General features: G+C 50.2%; 23 protein-coding genes and 1 rRNA gene. 4 read left to right on the top strand and 20 right to left on the bottom strand.

What is annotated here, in order from left to right:
• Window positions 1–114: ribosomal RNA gene (gene rrf, locus HEN21_RS14215) — 5S ribosomal RNA — on the top strand; the annotation flags it as partial.
• A gap of 89 nt (window positions 115–203) precedes the next feature.
• Here the strand turns inward: rrf and HEN21_RS14210 are convergent.
• The 7 genes from HEN21_RS14210 to acrE form a co-directional block, all read right to left on the bottom strand.
• Window positions 204–962 carry an amino acid ABC transporter ATP-binding protein gene (locus tag HEN21_RS14210; protein WP_000083513.1) on the bottom strand — a complete coding sequence of 253 codons (759 nt, stop codon included), beginning with the start codon at window positions 960–962 and terminating at the stop codon, window positions 204–206.
• A 7-nt stretch (window positions 963–969) separates the two neighbouring features.
• Complete coding sequence (locus HEN21_RS14205; RefSeq protein ID WP_176251710.1) at window positions 970–2,073, bottom strand: amino acid ABC transporter permease; 1,104 nt, start codon at window positions 2,071–2,073, stop codon at window positions 970–972.
• A gap of 9 nt (window positions 2,074–2,082) precedes the next feature.
• On the bottom strand, window positions 2,083–3,264 hold the full coding sequence (locus tag HEN21_RS14200) for an amino acid ABC transporter permease (RefSeq protein ID WP_016159502.1): 1,182 nt from the start codon (window positions 3,262–3,264) through the stop codon (window positions 2,083–2,085).
• 67 nt (window positions 3,265–3,331) lie between these two features.
• Window positions 3,332–4,357, bottom strand: a complete 1,026-nt coding sequence (locus HEN21_RS14195) for an amino acid ABC transporter substrate-binding protein (protein WP_000738561.1) — start codon at window positions 4,355–4,357, stop codon at window positions 3,332–3,334.
• Window positions 4,358–4,787: 430 nt separating this feature from the next.
• A complete protein-coding gene (locus HEN21_RS14190; RefSeq protein WP_000825639.1) occupies window positions 4,788–5,009 on the bottom strand; it encodes a membrane protein in 222 nt (73 codons plus the stop codon).
• A gap of 251 nt (window positions 5,010–5,260) precedes the next feature.
• Window positions 5,261–8,365, bottom strand: a complete 3,105-nt coding sequence (acrF, locus tag HEN21_RS14185; RefSeq protein WP_176251709.1) for a multidrug efflux RND transporter permease subunit AcrF — start codon at window positions 8,363–8,365, stop codon at window positions 5,261–5,263.
• Between the two features lie 11 nt (window positions 8,366–8,376).
• A complete protein-coding gene (gene acrE, locus HEN21_RS14180; RefSeq protein ID WP_105282655.1) occupies window positions 8,377–9,534 on the bottom strand; it encodes a multidrug efflux RND transporter periplasmic adaptor subunit AcrE in 1,158 nt (385 codons plus the stop codon).
• A 400-nt stretch (window positions 9,535–9,934) separates the two neighbouring features.
• On the opposite strand from acrE, the gene acrS reads away from it, so the two are divergent.
• Window positions 9,935–10,597 carry a multidrug efflux transporter transcriptional repressor AcrS gene (gene acrS / locus HEN21_RS14175; RefSeq protein WP_176251708.1) on the top strand — a complete coding sequence of 221 codons (663 nt, stop codon included), beginning with the start codon at window positions 9,935–9,937 and terminating at the stop codon, window positions 10,595–10,597.
• A 2-nt stretch (window positions 10,598–10,599) separates the two neighbouring features.
• Here the strand turns inward: acrS and HEN21_RS14170 are convergent, their stop codons facing one another.
• From HEN21_RS14170 to acuI, 12 genes are all read right to left on the bottom strand, one after another.
• Window positions 10,600–10,779 (bottom strand): DUF2556 family protein, encoded by a 180-nt coding sequence (locus tag HEN21_RS14170; RefSeq protein WP_105287226.1) that lies wholly within the window; start codon window positions 10,777–10,779, stop codon window positions 10,600–10,602.
• Between the two features lie 83 nt (window positions 10,780–10,862).
• Window positions 10,863–11,747, bottom strand: a complete 885-nt coding sequence (gene yhdJ, locus HEN21_RS14165) for an adenine-specific DNA-methyltransferase (protein WP_105285458.1) — start codon at window positions 11,745–11,747, stop codon at window positions 10,863–10,865.
• 85 nt (window positions 11,748–11,832) lie between these two features.
• Window positions 11,833–12,129, bottom strand: a complete 297-nt coding sequence (gene fis, locus HEN21_RS14160; protein ID WP_000462905.1) for a DNA-binding transcriptional regulator Fis — start codon at window positions 12,127–12,129, stop codon at window positions 11,833–11,835.
• A 25-nt stretch (window positions 12,130–12,154) separates the two neighbouring features.
• Window positions 12,155–13,120, bottom strand: coding sequence for a tRNA dihydrouridine synthase DusB (dusB, locus tag HEN21_RS14155; RefSeq protein WP_001219652.1), 966 nt, complete (start codon window positions 13,118–13,120; stop codon window positions 12,155–12,157).
• Between the two features lie 328 nt (window positions 13,121–13,448).
• Window positions 13,449–14,330 carry a 50S ribosomal protein L11 methyltransferase gene (gene prmA / locus HEN21_RS14150; RefSeq protein ID WP_105285457.1) on the bottom strand — a complete coding sequence of 294 codons (882 nt, stop codon included), beginning with the start codon at window positions 14,328–14,330 and terminating at the stop codon, window positions 13,449–13,451.
• 11 nt (window positions 14,331–14,341) lie between these two features.
• Window positions 14,342–15,793 carry a sodium/pantothenate symporter gene (panF, locus tag HEN21_RS14145; protein ID WP_001175701.1) on the bottom strand — a complete coding sequence of 484 codons (1,452 nt, stop codon included), beginning with the start codon at window positions 15,791–15,793 and terminating at the stop codon, window positions 14,342–14,344.
• A complete protein-coding gene (locus HEN21_RS14140; RefSeq protein WP_000381170.1) occupies window positions 15,783–16,025 on the bottom strand; it encodes a YhdT family protein in 243 nt (80 codons plus the stop codon). Before HEN21_RS14140 ends, panF begins: the two co-directional genes overlap by 11 nt.
• Before the next feature lie 108 nt (window positions 16,026–16,133).
• Entirely contained in the window at window positions 16,134–17,483 is a 1,350-nt protein-coding gene (gene accC / locus HEN21_RS14135) for an acetyl-CoA carboxylase biotin carboxylase subunit (RefSeq protein ID WP_000884623.1), read from the bottom strand.
• Between the two features lie 10 nt (window positions 17,484–17,493).
• Complete coding sequence (accB, locus tag HEN21_RS14130) at window positions 17,494–17,964, bottom strand: acetyl-CoA carboxylase biotin carboxyl carrier protein (protein ID WP_000354618.1); 471 nt, start codon at window positions 17,962–17,964, stop codon at window positions 17,494–17,496.
• Between the two features lie 395 nt (window positions 17,965–18,359).
• Window positions 18,360–18,959, bottom strand: coding sequence for a protein-methionine-sulfoxide reductase heme-binding subunit MsrQ (gene msrQ / locus HEN21_RS14125; RefSeq protein ID WP_001240071.1), 600 nt, complete (start codon window positions 18,957–18,959; stop codon window positions 18,360–18,362).
• Window positions 18,960–19,964: a protein-methionine-sulfoxide reductase catalytic subunit MsrP gene (gene msrP / locus HEN21_RS14120; protein ID WP_176251707.1), complete on the bottom strand. Its 1,005-nt coding sequence runs from the start codon at window positions 19,962–19,964 to the stop codon at window positions 18,960–18,962.
• A 97-nt stretch (window positions 19,965–20,061) separates the two neighbouring features.
• Window positions 20,062–21,036: an acrylyl-CoA reductase (NADPH) gene (gene acuI, locus HEN21_RS14115; protein ID WP_016159496.1), complete on the bottom strand. Its 975-nt coding sequence runs from the start codon at window positions 21,034–21,036 to the stop codon at window positions 20,062–20,064.
• Window positions 21,037–21,187: 151 nt separating this feature from the next.
• On the opposite strand from acuI, the gene csrD reads away from it, so the two are divergent.
• A complete protein-coding gene (csrD, locus tag HEN21_RS14110) occupies window positions 21,188–23,128 on the top strand; it encodes an RNase E specificity factor CsrD (RefSeq protein WP_176251706.1) in 1,941 nt (646 codons plus the stop codon).
• Here csrD and HEN21_RS14105 read toward each other — a convergent pair.
• Window positions 23,125–23,274 carry a hypothetical protein gene (locus HEN21_RS14105; protein ID WP_016159494.1) on the bottom strand — a complete coding sequence of 50 codons (150 nt, stop codon included), beginning with the start codon at window positions 23,272–23,274 and terminating at the stop codon, window positions 23,125–23,127. The two genes, csrD and HEN21_RS14105, sit on opposite strands and share 4 nt — an antisense overlap.
• Window positions 23,275–23,433: 159 nt before the next feature.
• Here HEN21_RS14105 and mreB point away from each other — a divergent pair, with 159 nt between their 5' ends.
• Entirely contained in the window at window positions 23,434–24,477 is a 1,044-nt protein-coding gene (gene mreB, locus HEN21_RS14100) for a rod shape-determining protein MreB (RefSeq protein WP_000913396.1), read from the top strand.
• Window positions 24,478–24,522 lie beyond the last annotated feature (45 nt).

Raw genomic sequence — 24,522 nt, 5'->3', positions numbered from 1 at the left:
TGGCGGCAGTAGCGCGGTGGTCCCACCTGACCCCATGCCGAACTCAGAAGTGAAATGCCGTAGCGCCGATGGTAGTGTGGGGCCTCCCCATGCGAGAGTAGGGAACTGCCAGACATCAAATCAAGCGAAAGGCCATCCGAAAGGATGGCCTTTTTGCATTGTACGAAAAGTTGAATTCACCTTTTCAGTCCAGGAAACACAACTTAATGGATTACCTGCGATAAAAATGCCCTCGTACGCTCTGATTTAGGATGCGCAAAAAACTCATCTGGTGCAGCTTGTTCCACTATCTCTCCGCGATCCATAAAAATCACCCGGTCAGCGACGGTTCGCGCAAATCCCATCTCATGCGTTACGCACAACATTGTCATTCCCGACTGCGCCAGCCCAATCATCGTATCCAGCACTTCTTTCACCATCTCCGGATCAAGCGCCGACGTAGGTTCATCAAACAGCATAATCTTAGGCTTCATACAAAGTGAACGTGCTATAGCAACGCGTTGCTGCTGACCACCGGAGATCTGTCCGGGAAACTTCTGTGCATGTTCGGCAATTCTCACCCGCTCAAGGTAATGCATCGCCAGAGCTTCAGCCTCTTTCTTTGGCATCTTGCGTACCCAAATCGGTGCCAGGGTACAGTTCTGTAAAACGGTCAGATGTGGGAAAAGATTAAAATGCTGAAAGACCATTCCCACTTCCTGTCTGACACGCTCAATATTGCGGATATCTTCGTTAAGTTCGATGCCATCCACCACGATCCGTCCCTGTTGATGTTCTTCCAGATGATTAATACAACGAATGGTTGTCGATTTACCGGAACCTGAAGGGCCACACAGAACGATCCGTTCGCCCAGTTGCACGGTTAAATTTATATTTTTCAAAACATGGAATTGTCCAAACCATTTATTGACGTTTTCCAGCGTAATCATCGCGTTAGCAGGTTGCAGTAAACTTTGGCTCATAGTGTCCTCAATGCGGTGTACGCCCGGTGTTAAAACGTTTTTCCAGATGCTGGCTATAGCGCGACATGCTGAAACAGAAGATCCAGTAGATCAGTGCGGCGAAAACATACCCTTCGGTCGACATGCCCAACCAGGCGGGATCAACGGTTGCCTGCTGGACGCTACTGAAAAGATCGAACAACCCGATAATGATCACCAGGCTGGTATCTTTGAAGAGTGCGATGATGGTATTGACCAGCCCAGGAATTACCAGCTTCAACGCCTGTGGCAGAATAACCAGTCCCTGGGTTTTCCAGTAACCCAACGCCAGCGATTCCGCCGCTTCATATTGCCCCTTTGGCAGCGCCTGTAATCCGCCTCGCACGACTTCTGCAACATAGGCTGACTGAAACAGGATCACGCCAACCAGCGCGCGGATCAGTTTGTCGATACTGGTGCCTTCTGCCATAAACAACGGCAGCATGACCGAAGACATAAACAACACGGTGATCAGCGGCACGCCACGCCAGAACTCGATAAAAATGACCGATAAGATACGCACAATCGGCATATGGGAGCGGCGACCTAATGCCAGCAAGATCCCCCACGGTAGCGCCCCCGCGATCCCAACTGATGCAAGAATCAAAGTCAGCGTCAGCCCGCCCCATTGCCGGGTTTCAACCCGCGCCAGACCGAGAAAACCGCCATACATTAGCCACCAGACGATGAGTGGGTAGATAACCGCCCATACCGCAATATAGCGCCCGCGATGAGGGAGTATTTTCCAGAACATCGGCGCAATCGAAACCAGGACAATCAGTAATGCCAGATTAATTCGCCAACGTTGGTCGTGTGGGTAAAGCCCATACATAAACTGACCAAATCGTTCGTGGATGAAAACCCAACAGGCACCGGCTTTTGTGCAGTCGGCACGCGTTGAGCCAACCCAGTTAGCCTGCAAAAATGCCCAGTTCAGCAACGGCGGAATCAATTCCCACATCAACCACAAGCAGCCAATAGTCAGCAGGCTATTGCCCCAGCTGGAGAACAGGTTTTTGCGCACCCACACCATAGCGCGGCTTGAGTTATGGCTCGCCGGGCGCGGGGGATGAGACAGCAATACTTTTGTCATCATGACTCCTTAGCGTTCAACGATCGCGATACGGCGGTTATAGATATTCATCAGCAGCGAGATAGTCAGACTGATAATCAGATAGACCGACATGGTCATGGCTATAGTTTCGATAGCTTGCCCCGTCTGGTTCAGTACGGTGCCAGCAAACAGCGAAACCATATCCGGGTAGCCAATAGCGGCGGCAAGAGAGGAGTTTTTGACGATATTGAGATACTGGCTGGTTAACGGCGGAATAATCACCCGCAGCGCCTGGGGAATAATGACCTGGCGTAGCGTAACTGGGTTGGGTAACCCCAGCGAGCGGGCAGCTTCATGTTGACCATAAGGCACCGCCTGGATCCCGGCGCGGATAATCTCGGCGATAAATGCAGAGGTATAAACTGAAAGTGCCAACGTTAAGGCTGCCAGTTCGGGTATGAGAACCATACCGCCACGGAAGTTAAACCCTTGTAGCGCCGGAATATTCCAGTGCACTGCTGCACCAAAAAGCCAGTGTGCCAGTAAAGGCAAACCAATGATCAACCCAACGGCGACAGGCCATGTACGTCGTAGTTGACCGGTCTTTATCTGGTGCGTTTTATTGAAACGGAATAACCCAACAGAAATGGCTATAGCAATAACAACAGCCACTATGAACGCGAGAAATCCATCTCCCAGTTGCGGTGAAGGAATGTAAAGTCCACGATTGCTCAAAAAGATCAGATCTAACGCGCTCACCGCCTGGCGTGGTCCGGGCAAATTGCGCAACACGGCAAAGTACCAGAAGAAGATTTGCAGCAGCGGCGGAATATTACGGAAGATCTCAATATAAATTGTGGAAAGCTTTCGTAGCAGCCAGTTATCCGAAAGTCTCGCGAGACCGATAAAGAAGCCCAGAACAGAAGCGAACACAATACACAATGCTGAAACTAGTAGCGTATTGAGCAGGCCGACAATAAAAACGCGTCCGTAGGTATCGCCCTGCTGGTAATCGATCAAATGCTGGACGATACCGAAGCCAGCTCCGCGATCCAGAAAGGCAAACCCCGATGTAATGCCGCGATTGCTTAGATTCGTTACGGTATTATGGAATAGCCAGCCTACAATGCCGACGACGGCGACAACGGCAAGGATCTGGAAAAGCCAGGCGCGAACCGTAGGATTGGCAAATGAAAGTGAACCTTTAACGGTTGTGCGGCGATGGGACATAGGAACCTCGGAAACCATAACGCTAAAGAGAGCGCCGCTGTAGCGACGCTCATTACCTCACACCGACTTAACGCACGGGCGGTGCGTACTGGATGCCACCGTTATTCCAGAGATTATTTTGACCACGTTTAATTTTCAGTGGGCTTTCGGAGCCGACGTTGCGCTCAAAAATTTCCGAGTAGTTACCCACCTTTTTGATGATGTTGTATGCCCATTGGTTATCCAGCTTCAGATCTTTGCCGTAATCGCCCTCTTTACCCAGTAGATGCGCCATATCAGGCGTTGCCGGATTCGCCGCTTTTTCATCGACGTTCTGGGAATTGATGCCCATCTCTTCAGCATTCAGCATGGCAAAAAGCGTCCAGCGCACAATAGAGAACCATTCGTCATCGCCACGGCGGACTACCGGACCAAGCGGTTCTTTAGAGATAACTTCTGGCAGCACGATCCACTCGGCTGGGTTGCTTAATTTGATTCGCAATGCATACAGTTGTGATTGATCCGAGGCCAGCGTATCGCAGCGACCAGATTCCAGAGCCTTCGCGGATTCGTCAGAGCGATCGAAGGTCACGGGCGTGTACTTCATATTGTTTGCCTTGAAGTAATCGGCAACGTTGAGTTCGGTGTCTGTTCCTGCCTGAATACAGACCGTTGCGCCGTCCAGCTCTTTCGCGCTTTTTAGCCCCGCTTTATCGTGCGTCAGGAAACCAATGCCATCGTAATAAGTGACACCAGTAAATGCCATTCCCATGCCTGCGTCACGAGATGAAGTCCAGGTTGTATTACGAGAGAGTAAATCCACTTCGCCAGATTGCAATGCAGTGAAACGCTCTTTTGCGGTGAGCGGGGTGTATTTCACTTTTGTGTCATCGCCAAATACAGCGGCGGCGACGCCACGACAAACATCAACATCAATACCAGAAAACTTGCCATCTGCATCGGCATAAGAGAATCCAGGCAATCCGTCACTGATCCCGCATTGCACAAAACCTTTTTTCTTTACAGCATCGAGCGTCGCGCCAGCATGTGCCTGATTTGCAACGGCAAGCAGCACGCTGGCGGCAGCCAGTGTGGCTATCATCATCTTTTTCATAATGCTTCCTGTGAGGCGAAAATTATCGTTATAGGACGTTTGGGAAACGCCTTTTACCTGTCTGTGGCCATCCTCTTATAAGCAAAAGTAGTGCCAGCTTTTGCGCACGATTTCGCGTCGCAATAAGCTGAGTGTAGACAGGAAATAATAAAAACAGCGCCCCGCAATGGTGCGAAAATGAAACATGCGCCACATTTTGGCGCAAAAGATTTACTCGTATTTTGCTAAGCAGAATAATGATTATTGGCGTGAGTATCGGTGGGGAGGATGTGATTAAAAAATAAATTAATGCGTTATTTCGATATTGAGGTAATGCTGCGAGATAAAATGCTTAATTAAAAGGGGATTAGCCAGCGAAATATAGCGGTGTTTAACGTATAGAAAGATTCTGTATCGTTAAACAGAGCGCGGAAGTCCGCGCTCTGTTCAGTTATTTTGACAGAGCAATGATCCCCATCGTAAGGCCAGCGACAGCCGCCGCCCCGCCAGCAATAGCTCCGGCAGTTTCCCAGTTATCCTGTGTTGTACCTTTCATACAGGTATTGGTGTGAACCAGGCGTCCCTGATCGTCATAAACTGGAACGCAGGGGGAATCGTGAGCACAGCCCGCCAGCAATGCGGTGAGCAATGCCACAGGAATTAATCTTTTCATGGTGTTACCTCAGTAATAACGCTATCGCTTAATAAGTTAACTCTCTTATTAGCGAGCTGAATGCCATTTTATCACTGGAGGTTATAAATCTTGCGGAATGAATAATGACAAATTATGTGAATTGTAAAAATAGTGAAGGGAGCATGGGCTATAGAAAGTTATTAAAGAGTGAGTGGAAGATTATCTTATTAATTTTTATGGTGTTCAGTGGAATTAATAAAGGCGCCCGAAAGCGCCTTTATGTTTCTGATTTATCCTTTAAAGCAACGGCGGATCACGACAAAGAACACCGGTACGAAGAAAATCGCCAGCAATGTTGCAGAGACCATTCCGCCCATTACACCGATACCCACTGCGTTCTGCGCGCCACTGCCGGCACCGTTACTGATAGCCAGCGGCAATACGCCGAGAATAAAGGCGAGAGAGGTCATCAGGATAGGACGCAGACGCATACGTACTGCCATCAGCGTCGCTTCGACAACACCTTTCCCCTCTTTCTCCATCAGATCTTTAGCGAACTCAACAATCAATATGGCGTTTTTGGCTGACAAGCCAATTGTCGTTAACAAGCCCACCATAAAGTAAACGTCATTTTTTTGATTAAAGATTGTCGCGGCCAGCAGCACGCCAACAATCCCTAACGGCACGACCAACATAACCGAGACAGGTATTGACCAGCTTTCATAGAGCGCAGCAAGGCACAGGAAAACCACTACGAAGGAGATTGCCACCAAAGCAGGAGCCTGGTTACCCGATAAGCGTTCCTGGTACGACATACCTGTCCAGTCATAACCAATGCCTGCCGGTAATTTTGACGCAAGGTTTTCCATCAACGCCATGGCATCGCCGGAACTGGTTCCTGGCGCGGCTTCCCCCTGAATTTCCATTGACGGCAGACCGTTGTAGCGTTCCAGTCGCGGAGAACCATACACCCAATGTGAAGTGGTAAAGGAAGAGAATGGCACCATTTCGCCGTTGGCGCTGCGAACATAAAGTTTATCGACATCTTCTGGCAGCATACGGAATTTGGCATCCGCCTGAACATAAACTTTTTTCACGCGACCACGATCGATGAAGTCGTTAACGTAAGTCCCGCCCAACGCCGTAGAAATGGTCTGATTGATGTCAGAAAGCGATACGCCTAATGCTTGCGCCTTTTCCTGGTCAACTTCAAGTTTGAATTGCGCGGTATCTTCCAGGCCATTAGGGCGCACACTGACTAAGCTGCCAGGATGTTGCGCCGCCATGCCAAGCAGCTGGTTGCGGGCCTGGGTTAGGGCATCGTGACCCAGCCCTGCCTGATCAATTAACTCAAAGTCGAAACCCGTTGCCGTGCCCAGTTCAACAATAGCAGGCATATTAAACGGAATGACAAAACCGTCGCGGATCTTACCCAATTCCATTTTGGCGCGATGGATAACCGCTTCCGCGCTGTTTTCGTCGCCACTACGCTCTTCCCACGGTTTCAGGCTGACGAAGGCCATCCCGGCGTTTTGCGCCTGGCCGCTGAAGCTAAACCCGTTAACCGTAAAGACACTTTCAACGTTTGCTTTTTCATTGTGCAGATAGTAATCCGTCACCTGATCCAACACTTTTTGCGTCCGCTCTTGCGTCGCGCCAGCGGGTAGCTGAATCATAGTCAGAAAGACACCCTGGTCTTCTTCCGGCAAGAAAGAAGAGGGGAGACGTAAAAACAACACCACCATTCCGGCAACTATCAACGCATAGATCAGTAAATATCGTCCTGTGGAACCGAGGATTTTGCCGACGCTGTTGGTGTAGTGATTAACGCTATGATCGAAAGTGGTATTAAACCAGCCGAAGAAACCACCCTTATTTTCGTGATGCTCAGCAGAGACGGGTTTGAGCAGCGTTGCACATAACGCAGGGGTAAGGATCAATGCCACCAGTACGGAAAGCGCCATTGCTGAAACAATGGTGATAGAGAACTGGCGATAAATTGCCCCTGTGGAACCGCCGAAGAATGCCATCGGAATAAATACCGCTGACAGCACCATCGCGATACCCACCAGTGCACCCTGAATTTGCGACATTGATTTTTCCGTCGCTTCTTTTGGCGGGAGCTTATCCTCCATCATCACGCGCTCGACGTTCTCCACCACCACTATCGCATCATCGACGAGCAGCCCAATGGCAAGCACCATCCCGAACATCGTTAGTGTGTTGATGGAGTAACCAAAAGCGGCGAGGATGGCAAACGTCCCTAACAACACCACGGGCACCGCAATGGTGGGGATCAGCGTTGCTCGCATATTCTGCAAGAACAGATACATCACCAGGAACACCAGCATAATGGCTTCGAACAGCGTTTTTACCACTTCGTGAATAGAAAGCTGGACGAATGGCGTGGTGTCATAAGGGTAGAGAACTTTCATTCCCTGCGGGAAGAATGGCTGTAATTCCGCTAGTTTTGCCTTAATGGCTTTCGCAGTATCGAGAGCGTTCGCACCGGTTGCCAGCTTAATACCCAGACCCGCCGCCGGTTTACCGTTGATGCGAGCGATAACGTTATAGTTTTCACCGCCTAGTTCAACCCGTGCGACATCTTTCAGGCGCACAACCGAACCATCGCTGTTCACACGCAGGGTAACTTTGCCGAACTCTTCCGGATTTTTTAATCGCGTCTGAGCAATAATCGAGGCGTTCAACTGTTGCCCTGGTAACGCTGGCGTTCCGCCCAACTGTCCGGCAGCAATCTGATCGTTTTGCACTTTCAACTGGTTAATTACATCAACCGGTGTCAGCTTATATTTGTTCAGCAGATCGGCGTCCAGCCAGATACGCATCGCATACTGTGCGCCAAAGAGTTGCACGTCACCAACGCCATTCAGGCGGCTAAGCGTATCTTTAACGTTAGAGGCCACATAGTCCGAGATATCGTCCTGTGTGGTGCCTGGGTTATCAGAGACGAAACCCGCCACCATTAAATAGCTGCTACTGGACTTTTCAACGCTGATCCCCTGCTGTTGAACTTCCTGCGGCAGCAACGGCGTGGCGAGCTGGAGTTTGTTCTGCACCTGCACTTGCGCGATATCTGGATCGGTTCCGGACTGGAAGGTGAGGGTAATTGTCACGCTACCGGCGGAATCGCTGGTGGAGGACATATACATCAGGTTATCGATACCATTCATATTCTGTTCGATAACCTGCGTCACCGTATCCTGCACGGTCTGCGCATCAGCGCCCGGATAGTTTGCCGAAACAGAAACCGCAGGCGGCGCAATGGTTGGGTACTGGGCGACGGGCAATTGTAAGATCGCCAGTACGCCCGCCATCATCAGAATAATGGCCAGCACCCATGCAAATATCGGTCGTCGAATAAAAAAGTTTGCCATGTCAGATTGCCTTACTTCGATGCAGTATCTGCGGGGGTATCGGTAGTGGCTTTAACCTGTTCTCCCGGACGCGCTTTTTGCAGGCCGCTGACAATGACTTGATCGCCAGATTTCAGCCCTTCGCTAATCAACCATTTATCGCCAATCGCCTGGCTGGCAACGACAGGGCGCGCTTCAACCTGGCTTTTATCGTTCACAATCAGCACGGTTGCGTCACCACGCGGTGTGCGGCTAACGCCTTGTTGCGGGATAAGAATGGCATCAGGTTGTACGCCTTCATCAATCCGTGCGCGCACAAACATACCCGGCAAAAGCGTATGTTGCGGGTTAGGGAAGACCGCGCGTAGGGTTATGGAGCCGGTGCTTTCATCAACGGTCACATCGGAGAATTGCAGCGTGCCTTTCAGGGGATAGGTTTGACCGTTTTCCATCACCAGTTCTACGTTGCTGGTGGCGTTTTCCTTCTGCAAATTCCCTTGCTCTACGGACTGCTTCAGCCTCATGAAATCGTTGCTGGACTGAGTAACGTCGACGTAGATAGGATCAAGTTGCTGGACAGTCGCCAGTTCAGTCGTTTGCCCGTTAGTGACAAGAGCACCTTCGGTCACAGTAGATTTGCCGATACGTCCGCTAATTGGCGCAGTCACTTTGGTATAAGCGAGATTGATGCGGGCGCTTTCGACCGTGGCTTTTGCGGCAATTACGGCGGCATCGGCCTGGCGAGCATCCGCAATGGCCTGGTCGTACTCCTGCTGACTGATGTATTTCGTACCCACGAGCGGAACGTAACGTTTTACCGTCAAATGCGCGATGGAGGCGGCGGCTTCACTTTTCGCCAGTTCGCCTTTCGCGCTGTCATAACTTGCCTGATAGGTCGCTGGATCGATCTGGTACAGGGACTGGCCTGCCTGCACATCGCTGCCTTCAGTGAAATTACGATTCAGTACGATCCCACTAACCTGTGGGCGAACTTCGGCAATACGAAAAGCATTGGTGCGCCCTGGTAATTCAGTTTTTACTTCTAACGGGGCCGTTTTCACAACATGAACGGTAACCTGCGGTTCACCGACGTGAGCTTTCTCTTCTCCCTTATCGTTACAACCCGCGATTAAAGCAGCGGAGATCAGAATAAAGGAGGGCAGGAGGAAAAACCTGGCATGTTTCGTCATTACTATTCCTCAAAAAAACCAAAAGCGCGTTATTTACCCAAAAAGGCAACGCGTTAACTCGCAGAAAGAAAAAATACAGTTCGCTATCCTACAAATTATCATTCGTCGATGTAAGGAATAGTTATGAATACTGGCGTCTCAAGGCACATAAACACAAAAAAAGATTAATATTCTGATGTTTTGTTTTGATGCGAATTGAATGAGGTGGAATTAAATTCACGCAAATGGAAATATATATTGATTAAGTGAATGAATTTTAGATAAACAATACATATGATTTATTTGACGATTTATAGCAACTCAATATTAGCCTCTCGTATAAATACACATCAGGTGATAGATTAACCTGCGCTATTTTCTCACCCTGTGTCTAATATATTTATTTTCTGAATAATTAACTATGGCCAAAAGAACTAAAGCCGAAGCCCTGAAGACCCGGCAAGAACTGATTGAAACCGCCATCGCCCAGTTTGCACTACATGGCGTAAGCAAAACGACGCTCAATGACATCGCCGACGCCGCTAACGTCACGCGTGGCGCTATCTACTGGCACTTCGAAAACAAGACCCAGTTGTTTAATGAAATGTGGCTGCAACAGCCATCATTGCGGGAGTTAATCCAGGAGCGGCTGGCGGCAGGTTCAGACCATAACCCGTACCAGCAATTGCGTGAAAAACTGATTGTTGGCTTGCAATATATTGCCGAAATTCCCCGCCAACAGGCATTACTGCAAATCTTATATCACAAATGTGAATTTAATGATGAGATGCTGGCAGAGGCAGTAATACGCGAGAAGATGGGCTTTAATCCGCAGACTCTCCACGAAGTATTGCAATCATGTCAGCAACAAGGTTATGTGGCAAATAATCTCGATTTAGATGTCGTGATGATTATTATTGATGGCGCCTTCAGTGGTATTGTTCAAAACTGGTTAATGAATATGGCGGGTTACGATCTTTATAAACAAGCACCCGCATTAGTCGATAACGTATTAAGAATGTTCATGCCAGATGAAAACATAACGAAATTAATTCATCAAACAAATGAATTAAGTGTCATGTAAATTTACATTCTGTACTGAAAATTCAGCTCATCACAGTTAACCAGTTTAAGTGGATTAACCGAGTTCATATTGCGGCATTTGTCTGTTTCTGTTGCCAGCAGTTCAATCCATTGCATCAGTAAAGCATCAAACAGAAAAACGGAGACAGCGAAAACGACGAGCCACCAATACTTGCGAATCATTACCTGAACCTGTGCATGTTTAACCTGGTCTGGCAGGAAATATACACGAAATGAATAATCTGAAAACCAGGCTTACACTTCCTTTACTTTGCAATGAGATCGGGGTCAACTTCGCTTAACCGACTTCGTTTTGAGAGGTTGCTGGTTTTTCTTTTTTTCACTTTCGCCAAATCTTCCACAGAGTAATGTGACACGACATCCAGCCGTCGAAGTCCCATCTTGATGTACTCGCTGTTAATCTCAATACCAATGAATTTTCGCCCGCTGGCGACGGCTACGGCACCGGTAGTAAAGCTACCGGCAAACGGGTCGAGAACGACATCGCCAGGGTTGGAAGAGGCGAGAATAATGCGCTTCAGTAATGCTTCCGGTTTTTGCGTCGGATGGTTTTCATATTCATCCATCAAATAACGCACGCGCGGAAAATCCCAGACATTACCCGGTACTTTTTGATGATTGTAAGGCTGTGGAGGATTTTTACGGTAATCGATCAACGCGCGCTGCGATCCGGTTTTAGCTTCTACCAGAATAGCATCACCGTTGAACGTGTAGTTTTTTGCATCTTTCACCATCATCAGGATGGGTTCGTACATGGAGCCATAGTGTTTCTTCGCCTGCACCCCAGAACTGTCATATGACCAGACGATGCGACTTTTGATGGTAAAGATCTTGCGGCACTGGAGATCGATAAAGGGCATGTTTTCCGTGCTGTTCATGATGTACATACTGCCCTGCTTTTTCAGAACGCGGTGGCACTCTGCAATCACTTCAAACAGCCAGTCGATAAACAGTTCTTCTTTCCAGGCTTCGATCAGACCATCAAAATTTTTACCGATGTTATAGGGTGGGTCGGCAAAGATCAGATCGACGCTTTCGGTGGGTAGTTTTTTAAGCTCGGCAAGTGCATCACCGTGAATAATAGTCTTAGCTTCATTACCAAACCGGGTCGGTTCACATCCTGTTCTCATGGTCACTCCCTTTGTGACACCTATAAAAAAGGCGCTTCCCCATGCCGAGTAGCGCCTTTTTAATCAAGCATTTAGCTAACCTGAATTAGTTCATGCCGTACTTTTTCAATTTTTTACGCAGCGTACCACGGTTGATGCCCATCATCAGCGCAGCACGGGTCTGGTTACCACGGGTGTATTGCATCACCATGTCCAACAGGGGCTGTTCTACTTCAGCCAGTACCAGCTCATAGAGGTCATTCACATCCTGACCATTCAGTTGAGCAAAATAGTTCTTCAGTGCCTGTTTAACCGAGTCACGCAGGGGTTTTTGGGTTACCTGATCCTGAGAGTTAACGGTAGAAACGGTCAGTACGTCAGAATTTACGCGTTGTTCGAACATAGTTCTGTCAGCTCTTTATTTCTGTTTACGCAAAATTTTCGAAGTATGCCTCCAACGCCTCCAGCTGTTCGCTGGCATCCTCAATGGCGTTGAATGTGCGCCGAAACTGGTCATTTGGAGCGTGTTCCTGGAGATACCAGGAAACGTGTTTACGTGCAATTCGGTATCCTTTTGCCGGACCATAAAAGTCATGCAGTTCCCGAACGTGCGCGCAAAGCAAGCGCTTAACCTCTGCCAAAGGCAGCGGGGGCAGCAACTCCCCAGTGTCCAGATAATGCTGGATTTCCCGAAAGATCCAGGGTCTTCCCTGAGCTGCACGGCCTATCATCAGAGCATCCGCCCCTGTATAGTCGAGCACAGCTCTGGCTTTAAGCGGGTCAGTAATGTCGCCATTCGCGATAACCGGAATGGAAACTTTCTGCTTAACTGCCCGAATACTGTCGTACTCAGCTTCTCCATTGAACAAACAGGCGCGTGTACGGCCATGAATGGTCAGAGCCTGAATGCCACAGTCTTCAGCCAGTTGGGCAATCTCTTCACAGTTACGGTGTTCCGGCGCCCAGCCGGTGCGAATCTTCAGGGTAACAGGAACGTCCACTGCATTGACGACCTCGGTAAGGATCGATTTAACGACATCCGGGTACTGCAAGAGGGCTGAACCTGCGAGCTTGCGATTCACTTTTTTAGCCGGGCAACCCATATTGATATCAATAATCTGGGCACCGCTTTCCACGTTAATACGTGCTGCATCTGCCATTTCTTTCGGATCGCTACCAGCAATTTGCACGGTGCGAATACCGGGTTCATCAATGTGCACCATCCGTAAACGAGATTTGTCGCTTTCCCAAACCTGAGGGTTAGAAGACATCATCTCGGATACTGTCAATCCGGCTCCCATCTCGTAGCACAACGTCCGAAAAGGTCTGTCTGTAATGCCAGCCATGGGCGCTGCGATCAGGCGATTTCTGAGCTGATATTGTCCGATGCGCATGAGTTAAGAAATGACCATACTGTGACTGCAAGGCGGCGTATATTACGCATTTTTTGCACGAGATGAAAGGCCAAACTTTGACCAATCCTCTGAGATGGATCAAAGAATTGCATTTAAAATGAGCGTAGCGCGATAATTAATCATAAAAATCATCATATTAGAAAATAGTGACTAAAATTTACACTCAAAGAAATTTGAGTAAGTTCTCAATTTTTCTTTATGAATGAAAATTTTGGCACGCAAAATTGCGTAAATAATCAGCAAATTTACGTGCCTTTTGTGACCTTGCTCGCACTTCGCCCTGCATCACCATGTGGTGATGCGAAGGTTAATTCTTACGACCAGTAATGCGACACCACTCTTCTTTTTCCACAACCGGGTCCAGAGCGAAGCTGTCGACATAAGCTTCGCAAACGCTCTCCGCCTGGCTTGCCAGAATACCGGAAAGTCCCAGCAAACCGCCTGAAACCGGCAGGACGCTGATTAACGGTGCCAGTTCACGTAATGGGCCTGCGAGGATATTAGCGACCACCACGTCGGCTTTCATTTCTTCTGGCTGATCTTTCGGGAGATAGAGTTCCAGACGCTCGGAAACGCCATTGCGTTCAGCGTTGTCACGGCTTGCCTGAATAGCCTGCGGGTCGATATCAATACCAATAGCTTTTGCTGCACCAAGTTTCAGCGCCGCGATAGCCAGAATGCCGGAGCCACAACCAAAGTCGATGACCGTTTTACCGGTTAAATCGAGGCTGTCGAGCCATTGCAGGCACAGAGAGGTGGTTGGATGAGTCCCTGTACCAAACGCCAGGCCTGGGTCTAACATTACGTTGACAGCGTTTTCGTCCGGCACATCACGCCAGCTTGGGCAGATCCACAGACGTTCACCAAAGCGCATTGGGTGGAAATTATCCATCCATTCGCGCTCCCAGTCTTTATCTTCCAGTTGTTCGATTTTATGCGCGAAGCCCGCGCCGAGCAGCGGATGGTTTTCCAGAATCGCCACAACTTCATTCATGTCAGTTTCAGCGTCGAACAGACCTATCACATCGGTATCGCCCCACAGGCGAGTTTCGCCAGGCAGCGGCTCAAACACCGGTGTATCGTGGGTGTCCTGAAAAGTGATAGAAACGGCACCCGCTTCCATCAGCGCATCGCTAAGATCTTCTGCGTTCGCGCCGGTGGTGTTCAGTTTCAGTTGGATCCAAGGCATGGCAAAACTCTTTATTTATCAGTAGTCAAAACGGTAGCTTGCGGGACGGATGTACCGAAACGGTTTCCGACCAGGAAAGCCAGCAAACTTAGCAGTAACGAGGGCACGATAGGATGGAAGCCCAGGTACTGAATATTCAGCGTCGCAAGTACGGCATACAGCACGCCGCCGACGATCATGGCACTTAGCGCGCCTTTGGCGTTGGCGCGTTCCCAGTAAAGACCCAGCACCAGCGGCCACAGGAAAACGGCTTCCAGCCCACCAAAGGCCAGCAAATTCAGCCAGATGATCATTTCTGGCGGCTTCCAGGCGGCAAGCAGCAGCAACGCGCCGAGAACTAACGTAATTACTGCCGACATCCGCTTCAGACGCGTCTCATTTTGCATTTGATCCGGACGGATATTCAGATAGAGATCTTTAATGATCGTAGCGGAACTTTGCAGCAATTGGGCGTTGATTGTCGACATGATCGCAGCCATTGGTGCAGCAAGGAAGATCCCGGCAGCAAACGGTGGCAGCACTTTTACCATCAACGTTGGGATCACCAGATCCGGTACGGTGAGATCGGGGATCACTGCCCGACCTAACGCTCCGGCAAGGTGCATACCAAACATCAGGATCGCCACCACAACCGTACCAATGATGATCCCACGATGTACTGCTTTACTGTCTTTATAAGAGATGCAGCGCACAGCGGTATGCGGCAGACCAATCACGCCAAAACATACCAGCACCCAGAACGACGTCATAAAGGCTGGCGACAAAATATCGTCAGCACCTTGCGGCGTAACCAGCTGCGGATCGATGGTTTGCAGCGTCTCTACTGCGTTGCTTAAGCCGCCAGCAGCATGGACCACGCCGACCAGCAGCACAATGGTGCCAATCAGCATCACCAGCCCTTGCATAGTGTCGTTCAGCACGCTGGCGCGGAAGCCGCCAAAGGCGGTATACAACGCAATGCTGATACCGAAAATCAGCAGGCCGGTTTCATAAGGAATACCCGCAGCGGTTTCCAGCAGGCGCGCACCGCCGATAAACTGCACGGTCATCGCACCAACGAACGCAACCAGCAAACTCAAACTTGCCAGCCACACCAGCAGGCGGCTCTGGTAGCGGGCAAACAGCATATCGTTCAGCGTTACCGCATTATAACGGCGCGCGAGAATCGCGAACTTTTTGCCAAGAATACCGAGCGAAAGCCAGACTGCCGGTAGCTGGATCATCGCCAGTAATACCCAGCCCAGCCCGTATTTATAAGCAGCACCAGGCCCGCCGATAAACGAACTGGCGCTGATATAGGTTGCGGTGAGCGTCATCGCCAGCACAATACCGCCCATAGAACGGCTGCCGAGGAAATACTCATTAAGGAACGTGCCCGCGCTCCGTTTACGCATCGCGTAGACAGAGATTCCGAACACCACCACCAGATAGGCGACCAGCGGTAGAATTACTTCAAGCTGCATCGTCATCCTCCAGCGGGATATCGCGATAGATAAATTTCACCATCGCCCAGCACAGTCCAATAAACAGCAGCGGCGTCAGGATGCAGGCCATCTCAAACCAGCGTGGAAAGCCGGTAAAACCGGGGGCAACGCCAGGTAAGTAAGCGGCTACTAACCATACAGCCAGATACAAAAGGGTCAGCCCCAGCGCCCAGCGCGCCTCTTTATGGGCCTGAACAAAACGAGTGTCCATTTTTTGTCCCTGATGGGTGAAGAAAGCGGGGATTGTACCTTATGGGGCTTGTCGATCCCCAGAAATAAAAAAGGCCGGAAAATCCGGCCTTTTGACGTTTTTGCAGTTTTATTTTTCCTGAAGACCGAGTTTTTTCTCCAGATAGTGGATGTTAGTGCCACCATGCTGGAAGTTCTCGTCGTTCATGATGCGGATCTGCAGATCAACGTTGGTTTTGATACCGTCGATGATCAGCTCCTGCAGCGCATTCTTCATGCGTGCAATCGCCACGTCACGGTTTTCACCGTAGCAAATCAGTTTGCCGATCATTGAGTCATAGTACGGCGGCACGGTGTAGCCAGCGTAGATATGAGACTCCCAACGCACGCCAAAACCGCCAGGTGCGTGGAAACGGGTGATTTTGCCCGGGCTTGGCAGGAAGGTGTTCGGATCTTCGGCGTTGATACGGCATTCCACCGCATGGCCGCGAACGTGAACTTCTTCTTGCTTGATCGACAGCGGTTGACCTGCCGCGATACGCAGCTGTTCTTTGATCAGGTCAACGCCGGTGATCATTTCGGTAACCGGGTGTTCTACCTGAATACGGGTGTTCATTTCGATGAAATAGAACTCGCCGTTTTCGAACAGGAACTCGAAAGTACCTGCACCGCGATAGCCGATATCAACACACGCTTTAGCGCAACGTTCGCCGATGTAACGACGCAGTTCCGGGGTAATGCCCGGTGCTGGCGCTTCTTCGACGACTTTCTGGTGACGACGCTGCATGGAGCAGTCACGTTCTGCCAGATAGATTGCGTTGCCCTGACCGTCCGCCAGTACCTGGATCTCGACGTGGCGAGGATTTTCCAGGTACTTCTCCATATAAACCATATCATTGCTAAAAGCAGCTTTCGCTTCCGCACGGGTCATGGAGATAGACTGCGCCAGTTCAGCGTCGCTGCGCACAACGCGCATACCGCGACCGCCGCCGCCGCCGGAGGCTTTGATAATCACCGGATAACCAATGCGTTTTGCAATGGCGCGGTTTTTATCCATATCATCGCCCAGCGGGCCGTCAGAACCCGGAACGCAAGGAACGCCAGCTTTTTTCATCGCTGCAATTGCAGACACTTTATCGCCCATCAGGCGAATAGTGTCTGCTTTCGGGCCGATGAAGATAAAGCCAGAGCGTTCAACCTGCTCGGCAAAATTAGCGTTTTCGGAAAGGAAGCCGTAACCCGGATGGATTGCTACTGCGCCGGTGATTTCAGCGGCGCTGATGATAGCCGGGATGTTCAGATAACTTTTTACTGACGGAGCCGGGCCAATACAGACCGTTTCATCTGCCAGTAATACGTGTTTTAAATCGCGATCCGCGCTGGAGTGCACAGCGACAGTCTTAATGCCCAGTTCTTTACAGGCACGAAGAATACGCAATGCAATCTCGCCACGGTTGGCAATAACAATTTTATCCAGCATGTTCGCCTCGTTACTCGATGACGACCAGCGGCTCGTCAAATTCTACCGGTTGTCCACTTTCGACCAGAATTGCTTTCACAGTACCGGATTTGTCTGCTTCGATCTGGTTCATCATTTTCATGGCTTCAACGATGCACAGGGTATCGCCCACGTTCACTTTCTGACCCACTTCGATGAACGCTTTCGCGTCCGGGCTTGGGGTGCGATAGAAAGTACCAACCATTGGGGAACGTACGATGTGACCACTGATTTCCGCTGCTGCTGGCGCTTCCATGGAAGGAACGGTCGCCGGAGCGGCTGCGTTAGATTGAGCTGGCTGCTGCATCATCGGTGCAGCGTAAGCTTGTTGCATCATCGGGAAACTAGCGGCAGGTGCTGCACGGCTGATGCGTACTGACTCTTCGCCTTCAGAAATTTCCAGTTCAGAGATGCCTGATTCTTCAACCAGCTCGATCAGTTTTTTAATCTTACGAATATCCATGAGTGGGTTCCGTACTCTTTGTTTAGTGTGATTGTGACAGGCGTTTCACCGCCGTCTGTAAAGCGTATGCCCCGACAGCTGTATGCATAGCGATAAATTCCAGCTGACCGGGACGCCGGTCTATTTTGCCCCAGAGCGTCAATGTGAGACTTGACGGACATTGTGTAGCGATCTGCTGCTATCCTCCGGCAAAAAACAAAATATACCTTCGTTGCGCCATTGTCACCTTTTCCGCAGCTTAAAAACCGCGTTAGGGAGAACGAAGTCGCACATTATAACGATTTCGTAGCAATTGGCAGCTAAATACTGGTCTTATCAGGGAAGATAATCAACAGCTAACATGTAAATAACTTTCAACGCCGTGCATTTTGCAACAAGCCGCACAGTTCATGAAATTAGCGCCACCATTGACGGAACTTCTTAAAACGTAAGGCTAAAAGCAGTAAAGCCAACCCGGCGTAGATAACCGGCTGTGGTGAGATAATCTTCACTGACCACAGATAATGTATGGGAGCCAGGATCGCGACCAGATAGACGAAGTTATGCAACTGTTGCCAGCGTTTACCTAAGTTTCGCTGCATCGCCTGCGTGGAAGTGAATGCTAAAGCCAGTAAAATCAGCCAACTGACAATGCCGAGCGTTAAATAAGGTCTGGTGATTAATTCCTGACCGAATAACGTCAGGTTATTCACGCCCAGTTCCAGTAAGGCATAACTGGTTAAGTGCAGTGTTGCCCAGGCGAAACACCATAAACCTAGCAGGCGGCGGGTGCGTATCAATAAGGGCTGTTTAGCATAGCGCGCTAGTGGCGTAATTAATAAGGTCGCCAGCAAGAATTTCAGCGCAGTCCGACCAGTAAAATGCTGAATATCTTTCACCGGATCGGCGCTTAATCCGCCATGATTGATTGCCCATACCAGCCAGACAAACGGTAAAAATCCGGCAAGATGCAGGCAAACTTTCAGCCATGTCACTTGTTTTGCTGTCAGTCGCACTTAAAAATTCTCCCGTAAATCCAGGCCACGATAAAGCGACGCTACTTGATCGGCATATCCGTTAAACAGCAGCGTAGGCTGGCGTTGTACATCCAGAATGCCGCCTGAACCAATAAAACGTTCGGTGGCCTGCGACCAACGGGGATGATCAACATGCGGATTGACGTTGGCGTAAAAGCCATATTCATTGGGCGCAGCCAGATTCCAGGTGGTTGGCGGACGTTCGCGGGTCAGCTTAATGCTGACAATCGATTTAATCCCTTTAAAGCCATATTTCCACGGCACAATCAGCCGCACAGGTGCGCCATTTTGTGGTGGTAGCGCCTTGCCATAGACACCGACGGTCATCAGCGTGAGTGGATGCATCGCTTCGTCGAGACGTAATCCTTCTATATAAGGATATTTCAGGCCGCCGCCAATAAACCGGTCCTGCTGGCCTGGCATCTGTTCCGGCGCATAAATGGTTTCGAAGGCGACGTATTTTGCGTTACTGGTTGGTTCCGCCAGTGCCAGTAATTTGTGCAGCGGGAAACCAATCCACGGTACGACCATCGACCACGCTTCCACGCAGCGCATACGGTAAATCCGCTCTTCCAGCGGGAAACGACGGGTTAAGGCTTCGTGGTCGAGCGTTAACGGTTTGGCGACTTCACCACTGATTTTCAACGTCCACGGATCGGTTTTCAGGCTGCCGGCATTTGCCGCTGGGTCCGCTTTATCCAGCCCGAACTCATAGTAGTTGTTATAGCCGGAAACTTTATCTTCCGGCGTGAGCGGCAGATTATTTTGCCAGGCGGCAGGTTTACTAAACTCCAGCGGCTTCCCGGCAGGTGCGGGCGGGCGATCGTTGCCCTTAAACCAGTTAAGCAGGTCGGCATGTGTAGTGGGTGGCAGAGAAAGTGCAGCTGCGCTGATGCCTAATGTTTTCAGAATCTGCCGACGTTGCATAAAAAAAGCCGATTCGGCAGTGACATCGGCTTCTGTAAATTGACGAATTTTTTTCATAACAGACTCCCGGTATGCTCCTGATTACTATGGCAGGGAGAATGTCAAAGTGCTGCTAAAATTCGTTAGTTATATGTAAATTATTTTGTACGAAATCTTAACTTATTTTTACCAGTGTGCGCCCCTGCACCTGGTTATTAATAATAGCTTCGGCAAACTTCGGTGCCTCTGTCAGTGAGATTTCTTTTGCTGCCTGTGAATAGAATGATTCCGGTAGATCAGCGACCAGACGCTGCCAGGCCTGCGCCCGACGAGCTGGTGGCGTCATGACTGAATCCACTCCTTGCAGACGGACGTTGCGTAGAATAAACGGCATTACCGTGGTTGGCAGAGCAAAGCCACCCGCCAGACCACAAGCCGCCACGCAGCCGCCGTAGTTCATTTGTGCCAGTACTTTCGCCAGTACTTTGTCACCAACGGTGTCAATTGCGCCTGCCCAGAGTTGTTTTTCCAGCGGACGGGATTCAGCAAACTCATCGCGCGGCAGAATACGGCTGGCGCCTAAACTTTTCAGATACTCATGGGTACTTTCGCGACCAGATACAGCAACGACCTGATAACCTAACTTATGCAACAGCGCCACGGCTGTACTGCCGACGCCGCCGCTGGCACCCGTCACCACAATCTCGCCATCCTGCGGACGAATACCGGCATCTTCCAGTGCCATTACGCACAGCATGGCGGTAAACCCGGCAGTACCGATAATCATCGCTTTACGCGCGTCCAGACCTTGCGGCATCGCAACAAGCCAGTCACCTTTTACGCGCGCCTGTTGTGCCAGCCCGCCCCAGTGGTTTTCACCGACGCCCCAACCCGTCAGTAACACTTCCTGACCGGCATGAAAACGAGGATCTTCACTGGCGCGTACCGTTCCGGCGAAGTCAATGCCAGGAATCATCGGAAAATTACGGATGATTTTTCCTTTACCAGTAATCGCCAGTGCATCTTTATAATTCAGACTCGACCACTGGACATCGACCGTCACATCGCCTTCCGGCAGGCGACTTGCGTCCAGAGTCTGTACAGATGCGAGGGTTTTACCGTCCTGCTGTTCTAAAAGTAACGCCTGCATAAGAGATCCTCATGTGCATGATGGATTGGAAAATAATTTCTGAAGACTATACTCGCTAATGGAAAAGCAAAGCCGATGAAGCGCAATAAATTGCGAGATAAATCTGATTTGCTAGTATGCCCGCGTCCTCACTATCGGAGTTAACACAAGGATGAGATTAACGACGAAATTTTCGGCCTTTGTCACGCTGCTCACCGGGTTAACAATTTTTGTGACTCTGCTGGGCTGCTCGCTTAGTTTCTACAACGCCATTCAGTATAAGTTTAGTCATCGTGTTCAGGCAGTGGCGACGGCGATCGATACCCACCTTGTGTCGAATGACTTCAGCACATTGAGGCCACAAATCAGCGAACTGATGATGTCTGCAGATATCGTTCGCGTGGATCTTTTGCACGATAAAAAACAGGTTTATACCCAGTCCCGCAATGGTAGTTACCGTCCGGTGGGAACCAGCGATCTGTTTCGCGAACTGACTGTACCGTTGATTAAACATCCGGGGATGTCGCTGCGTTTGGTTTATCAGCACCCGATGGGCAACTATTTCCACTCGTTGATGACCACCGCACCGCTCACCGGTGCGATTGGTTTTATCATTATTATGCTCTTCCTGGCAGTACGCTGGTTACAGCGGCAACTTGCCGGGCAAGAACTGCTGGAAACCCGCGCCACACGTATTTTAAATGGCGAGCGAGGCTCGAATGTGTTGGGAACCATCTATGAATGGCCGCCCAGAACCAGCAGTGCGCTGGATATGCTGCTTTGTGAAATTCAGAACGCACGCGAACAGCACAGTCGTCTTGATACACTGATTCGCTCCTATGCTGCTCAGGACATCAAAACTGGCCTCAATAACCGACTCTTTTTCGATAATCAGTTAGCAACGTTACTGGAAGATCAGGAGAAAGTGGGGACTCACGGGATCGTGATGATGATCCGCCTGCCGGATTTCAATATGTTGAGCGATACCTGGGGACACAGCCTGGTTGAAGAACAACTCTTCACCCTGACAAATCTGTTATCGACATTTATGATGCGTTATCCCGGGGCGCTATTGGCGCGTTATCACCGTAGCGATTTCGCCGTGCTGTTGCCACACCGGACATTAAAAGAGGCGGAGAGTATTGCCGGGCAATTGATCAAGGCGGTCGATACCTTACCGACGAATAAAATGCTGGATCGTGATGATATGATTCACATCGGCATCTGTGCCTGGCGTAGCGGGCAGGATACCGAACAGGTGATGGAACATGCGGAATCCGCCACGCGCAATGCAGGATTACAGGGCGGCAATAGCTGGGCTATTTACGATGACTCGTTACCTGAAAAAGGGCGCGGTAACGTTCGTTGGCGTACGCTCATCGAGCAAATGCTGAGTCGCGGCGGCCCGCGTCTTTATCAGAAACCGGCGGTTACCCGTGAAGGGCAGGTTCATCACCGCGAACTGATGTGTCGTATCTTTGATGGTAACGAAGAGGTCAGTTCGGCGGAATATATGCCGATGGTGTTGCAGTTTGGCTTATCGGAAGAGTATGACCGTCTGCAAGTCAGTCGCCTCATCCCGCTGTTACGCTATTGGCCGCAAGAAAATCTGGCGATTCAGGTCACCGTTGAGTCGTTGATTCGCCCGCGTTTCCAGCGTTGGCTACGCGATACACTGATGCAGTGTGAAAAATCACAGCGAAAACGCATAATTATTGAACTTGCAGAGGCTGATGTTGGTCAACATATCGGTCGCTTGCAACCTGTCATTCGTTTGGTGAATGCTTTAGGAGTTCGGGTCGCCGTCAACCAGGCTGGTTTGACGCTGGTAAGTACCCGTTGGATCAAAGAACTTAATGTCGAATTACTCAAGCTCCATCCGGGGCTGGTAAGAAACATTGAGAAGCGAACAGAGAATCAATTGTTGGTTCAGAGCATGGTAGAAGCGTGTTCCGGGACCAACACCCAGGTTTACGCTACTGGCGTACGTTCGCGAAGCGAGTGGCAGACCCTGATTCAGCGTGGGGTTTTGGGTGGGCAGGGGGATTTTTTTGCGTCCTCACAGCCACTTGATACTAACGTGAAAAAATATTCACAAAGATACTCGGTTTAACCTGCCGTTTGATCCGTTTTCACGTAGAATAACGCGCGCTGCGTTTCACGGGAGCGTGCTTGTCTGTTCGCCAGATTGTTGCAGCACATATGCAGATTAATGACCTTACGCAGTTGCAAACAGGCGAGGAATGCATGCTGATGCATTTAGCCTCTCTGGACTCAGGTAGAGATTTGTAACAAAGGAAACAAACTGCACTAATTTTCACCGTAGCAGATGATTTTTGCGCCTTGTCGCTGCTGCGTGTGGTTGGTAAAGTAAGCGGATTTTCTTTTCCGCCCCAGCTTTCAGGATTATCCCTTAGTATGTTGAAAAAATTTCGTGGCATGTTTTCCAATGACTTGTCCATTGACCTGGGTACTGCGAATACCCTCATTTATGTAAAAGGACAAGGCATCGTATTGAATGAGCCTTCTGTGGTGGCTATTCGTCAGGATCGTGCCGGTTCACCGAAAAGCGTAGCTGCAGTAGGTCATGACGCGAAGCAGATGCTGGGCCGTACGCCGGGCAATATTGCTGCCATTCGCCCAATGAAAGATGGCGTTATCGCTGATTTCTTCGTGACTGAAAAGATGCTCCAGCACTTTATCAAACAAGTGCACAGCAACAGCTTTATGCGTCCAAGCCCGCGAGTTCTGGTTTGTGTGCCGGTTGGCGCTACCCAGGTTGAGCGCCGTGCTATTCGTGAATCCGCGCAGGGCGCAGGCGCCCGCGAAGTATTCCTGATTGAAGAGCCGATGGCCGCAGCAATCGGTGCCGGCTTGCCGGTATCTGAAGCAACCGGTTCCATGGTGGTTGATATCGGTGGTGGTACTACTGAAGTTGCCGTTATCTCCCTGAACGGTGTGGTTTACTCCTCTTCTGTACGTATCGGTGGTGACCGCTTCGACGAAGCGATCATCAACTACGTTCGTCGTAACTACGGTTCTCTGATCGGTGAAGCGACTGCAGAACGTATCAAACACGAAATCGGTTCTGCTTATCCGGGCGATGAAGTCCGTGAAATTGAAGTTCGTGGCCGTAACCTGGCAGAAGGCGTGCCACGCGGCTTTACATTGAATTCCAACGAAATCCTCGAAGCGCTGCAAGAGCCGCTGACCGGCATCGTTAGCGCGGTGATGGTTGCGCTGGAGCAGTGCCCGCCGGAACTCGCTTCCGACATTTCCGAGCGCGGAATGGTGCTCACTGGCGGTGGTGCGCTGCTGCGTAACCTTGACCGTTTGTTAATGGAAGAAACCGGCATTCCTGTTGTTGTTGCTGAAGACCCGCTGACCTGTGTGGCGCGCGGTGGCGGCAAAGCACTGGAAATGATCGACATGCACGGCGGCGACCTGTTCAGCGAAGAGTAATCGGATGCAGGCAGGGGAAGCATCTGTTTGCCCTGCCTGGTCTGA

The sequence above is a fragment of the Escherichia sp. 93.1518 genome (genome assembly GCF_013368915.2).
In the GTDB taxonomy this organism is placed as follows: domain Bacteria; phylum Pseudomonadota; class Gammaproteobacteria; order Enterobacterales; family Enterobacteriaceae; genus Escherichia; species Escherichia ruysiae.
This window is presented reverse-complemented; position numbering and strand designations above follow the sequence as displayed.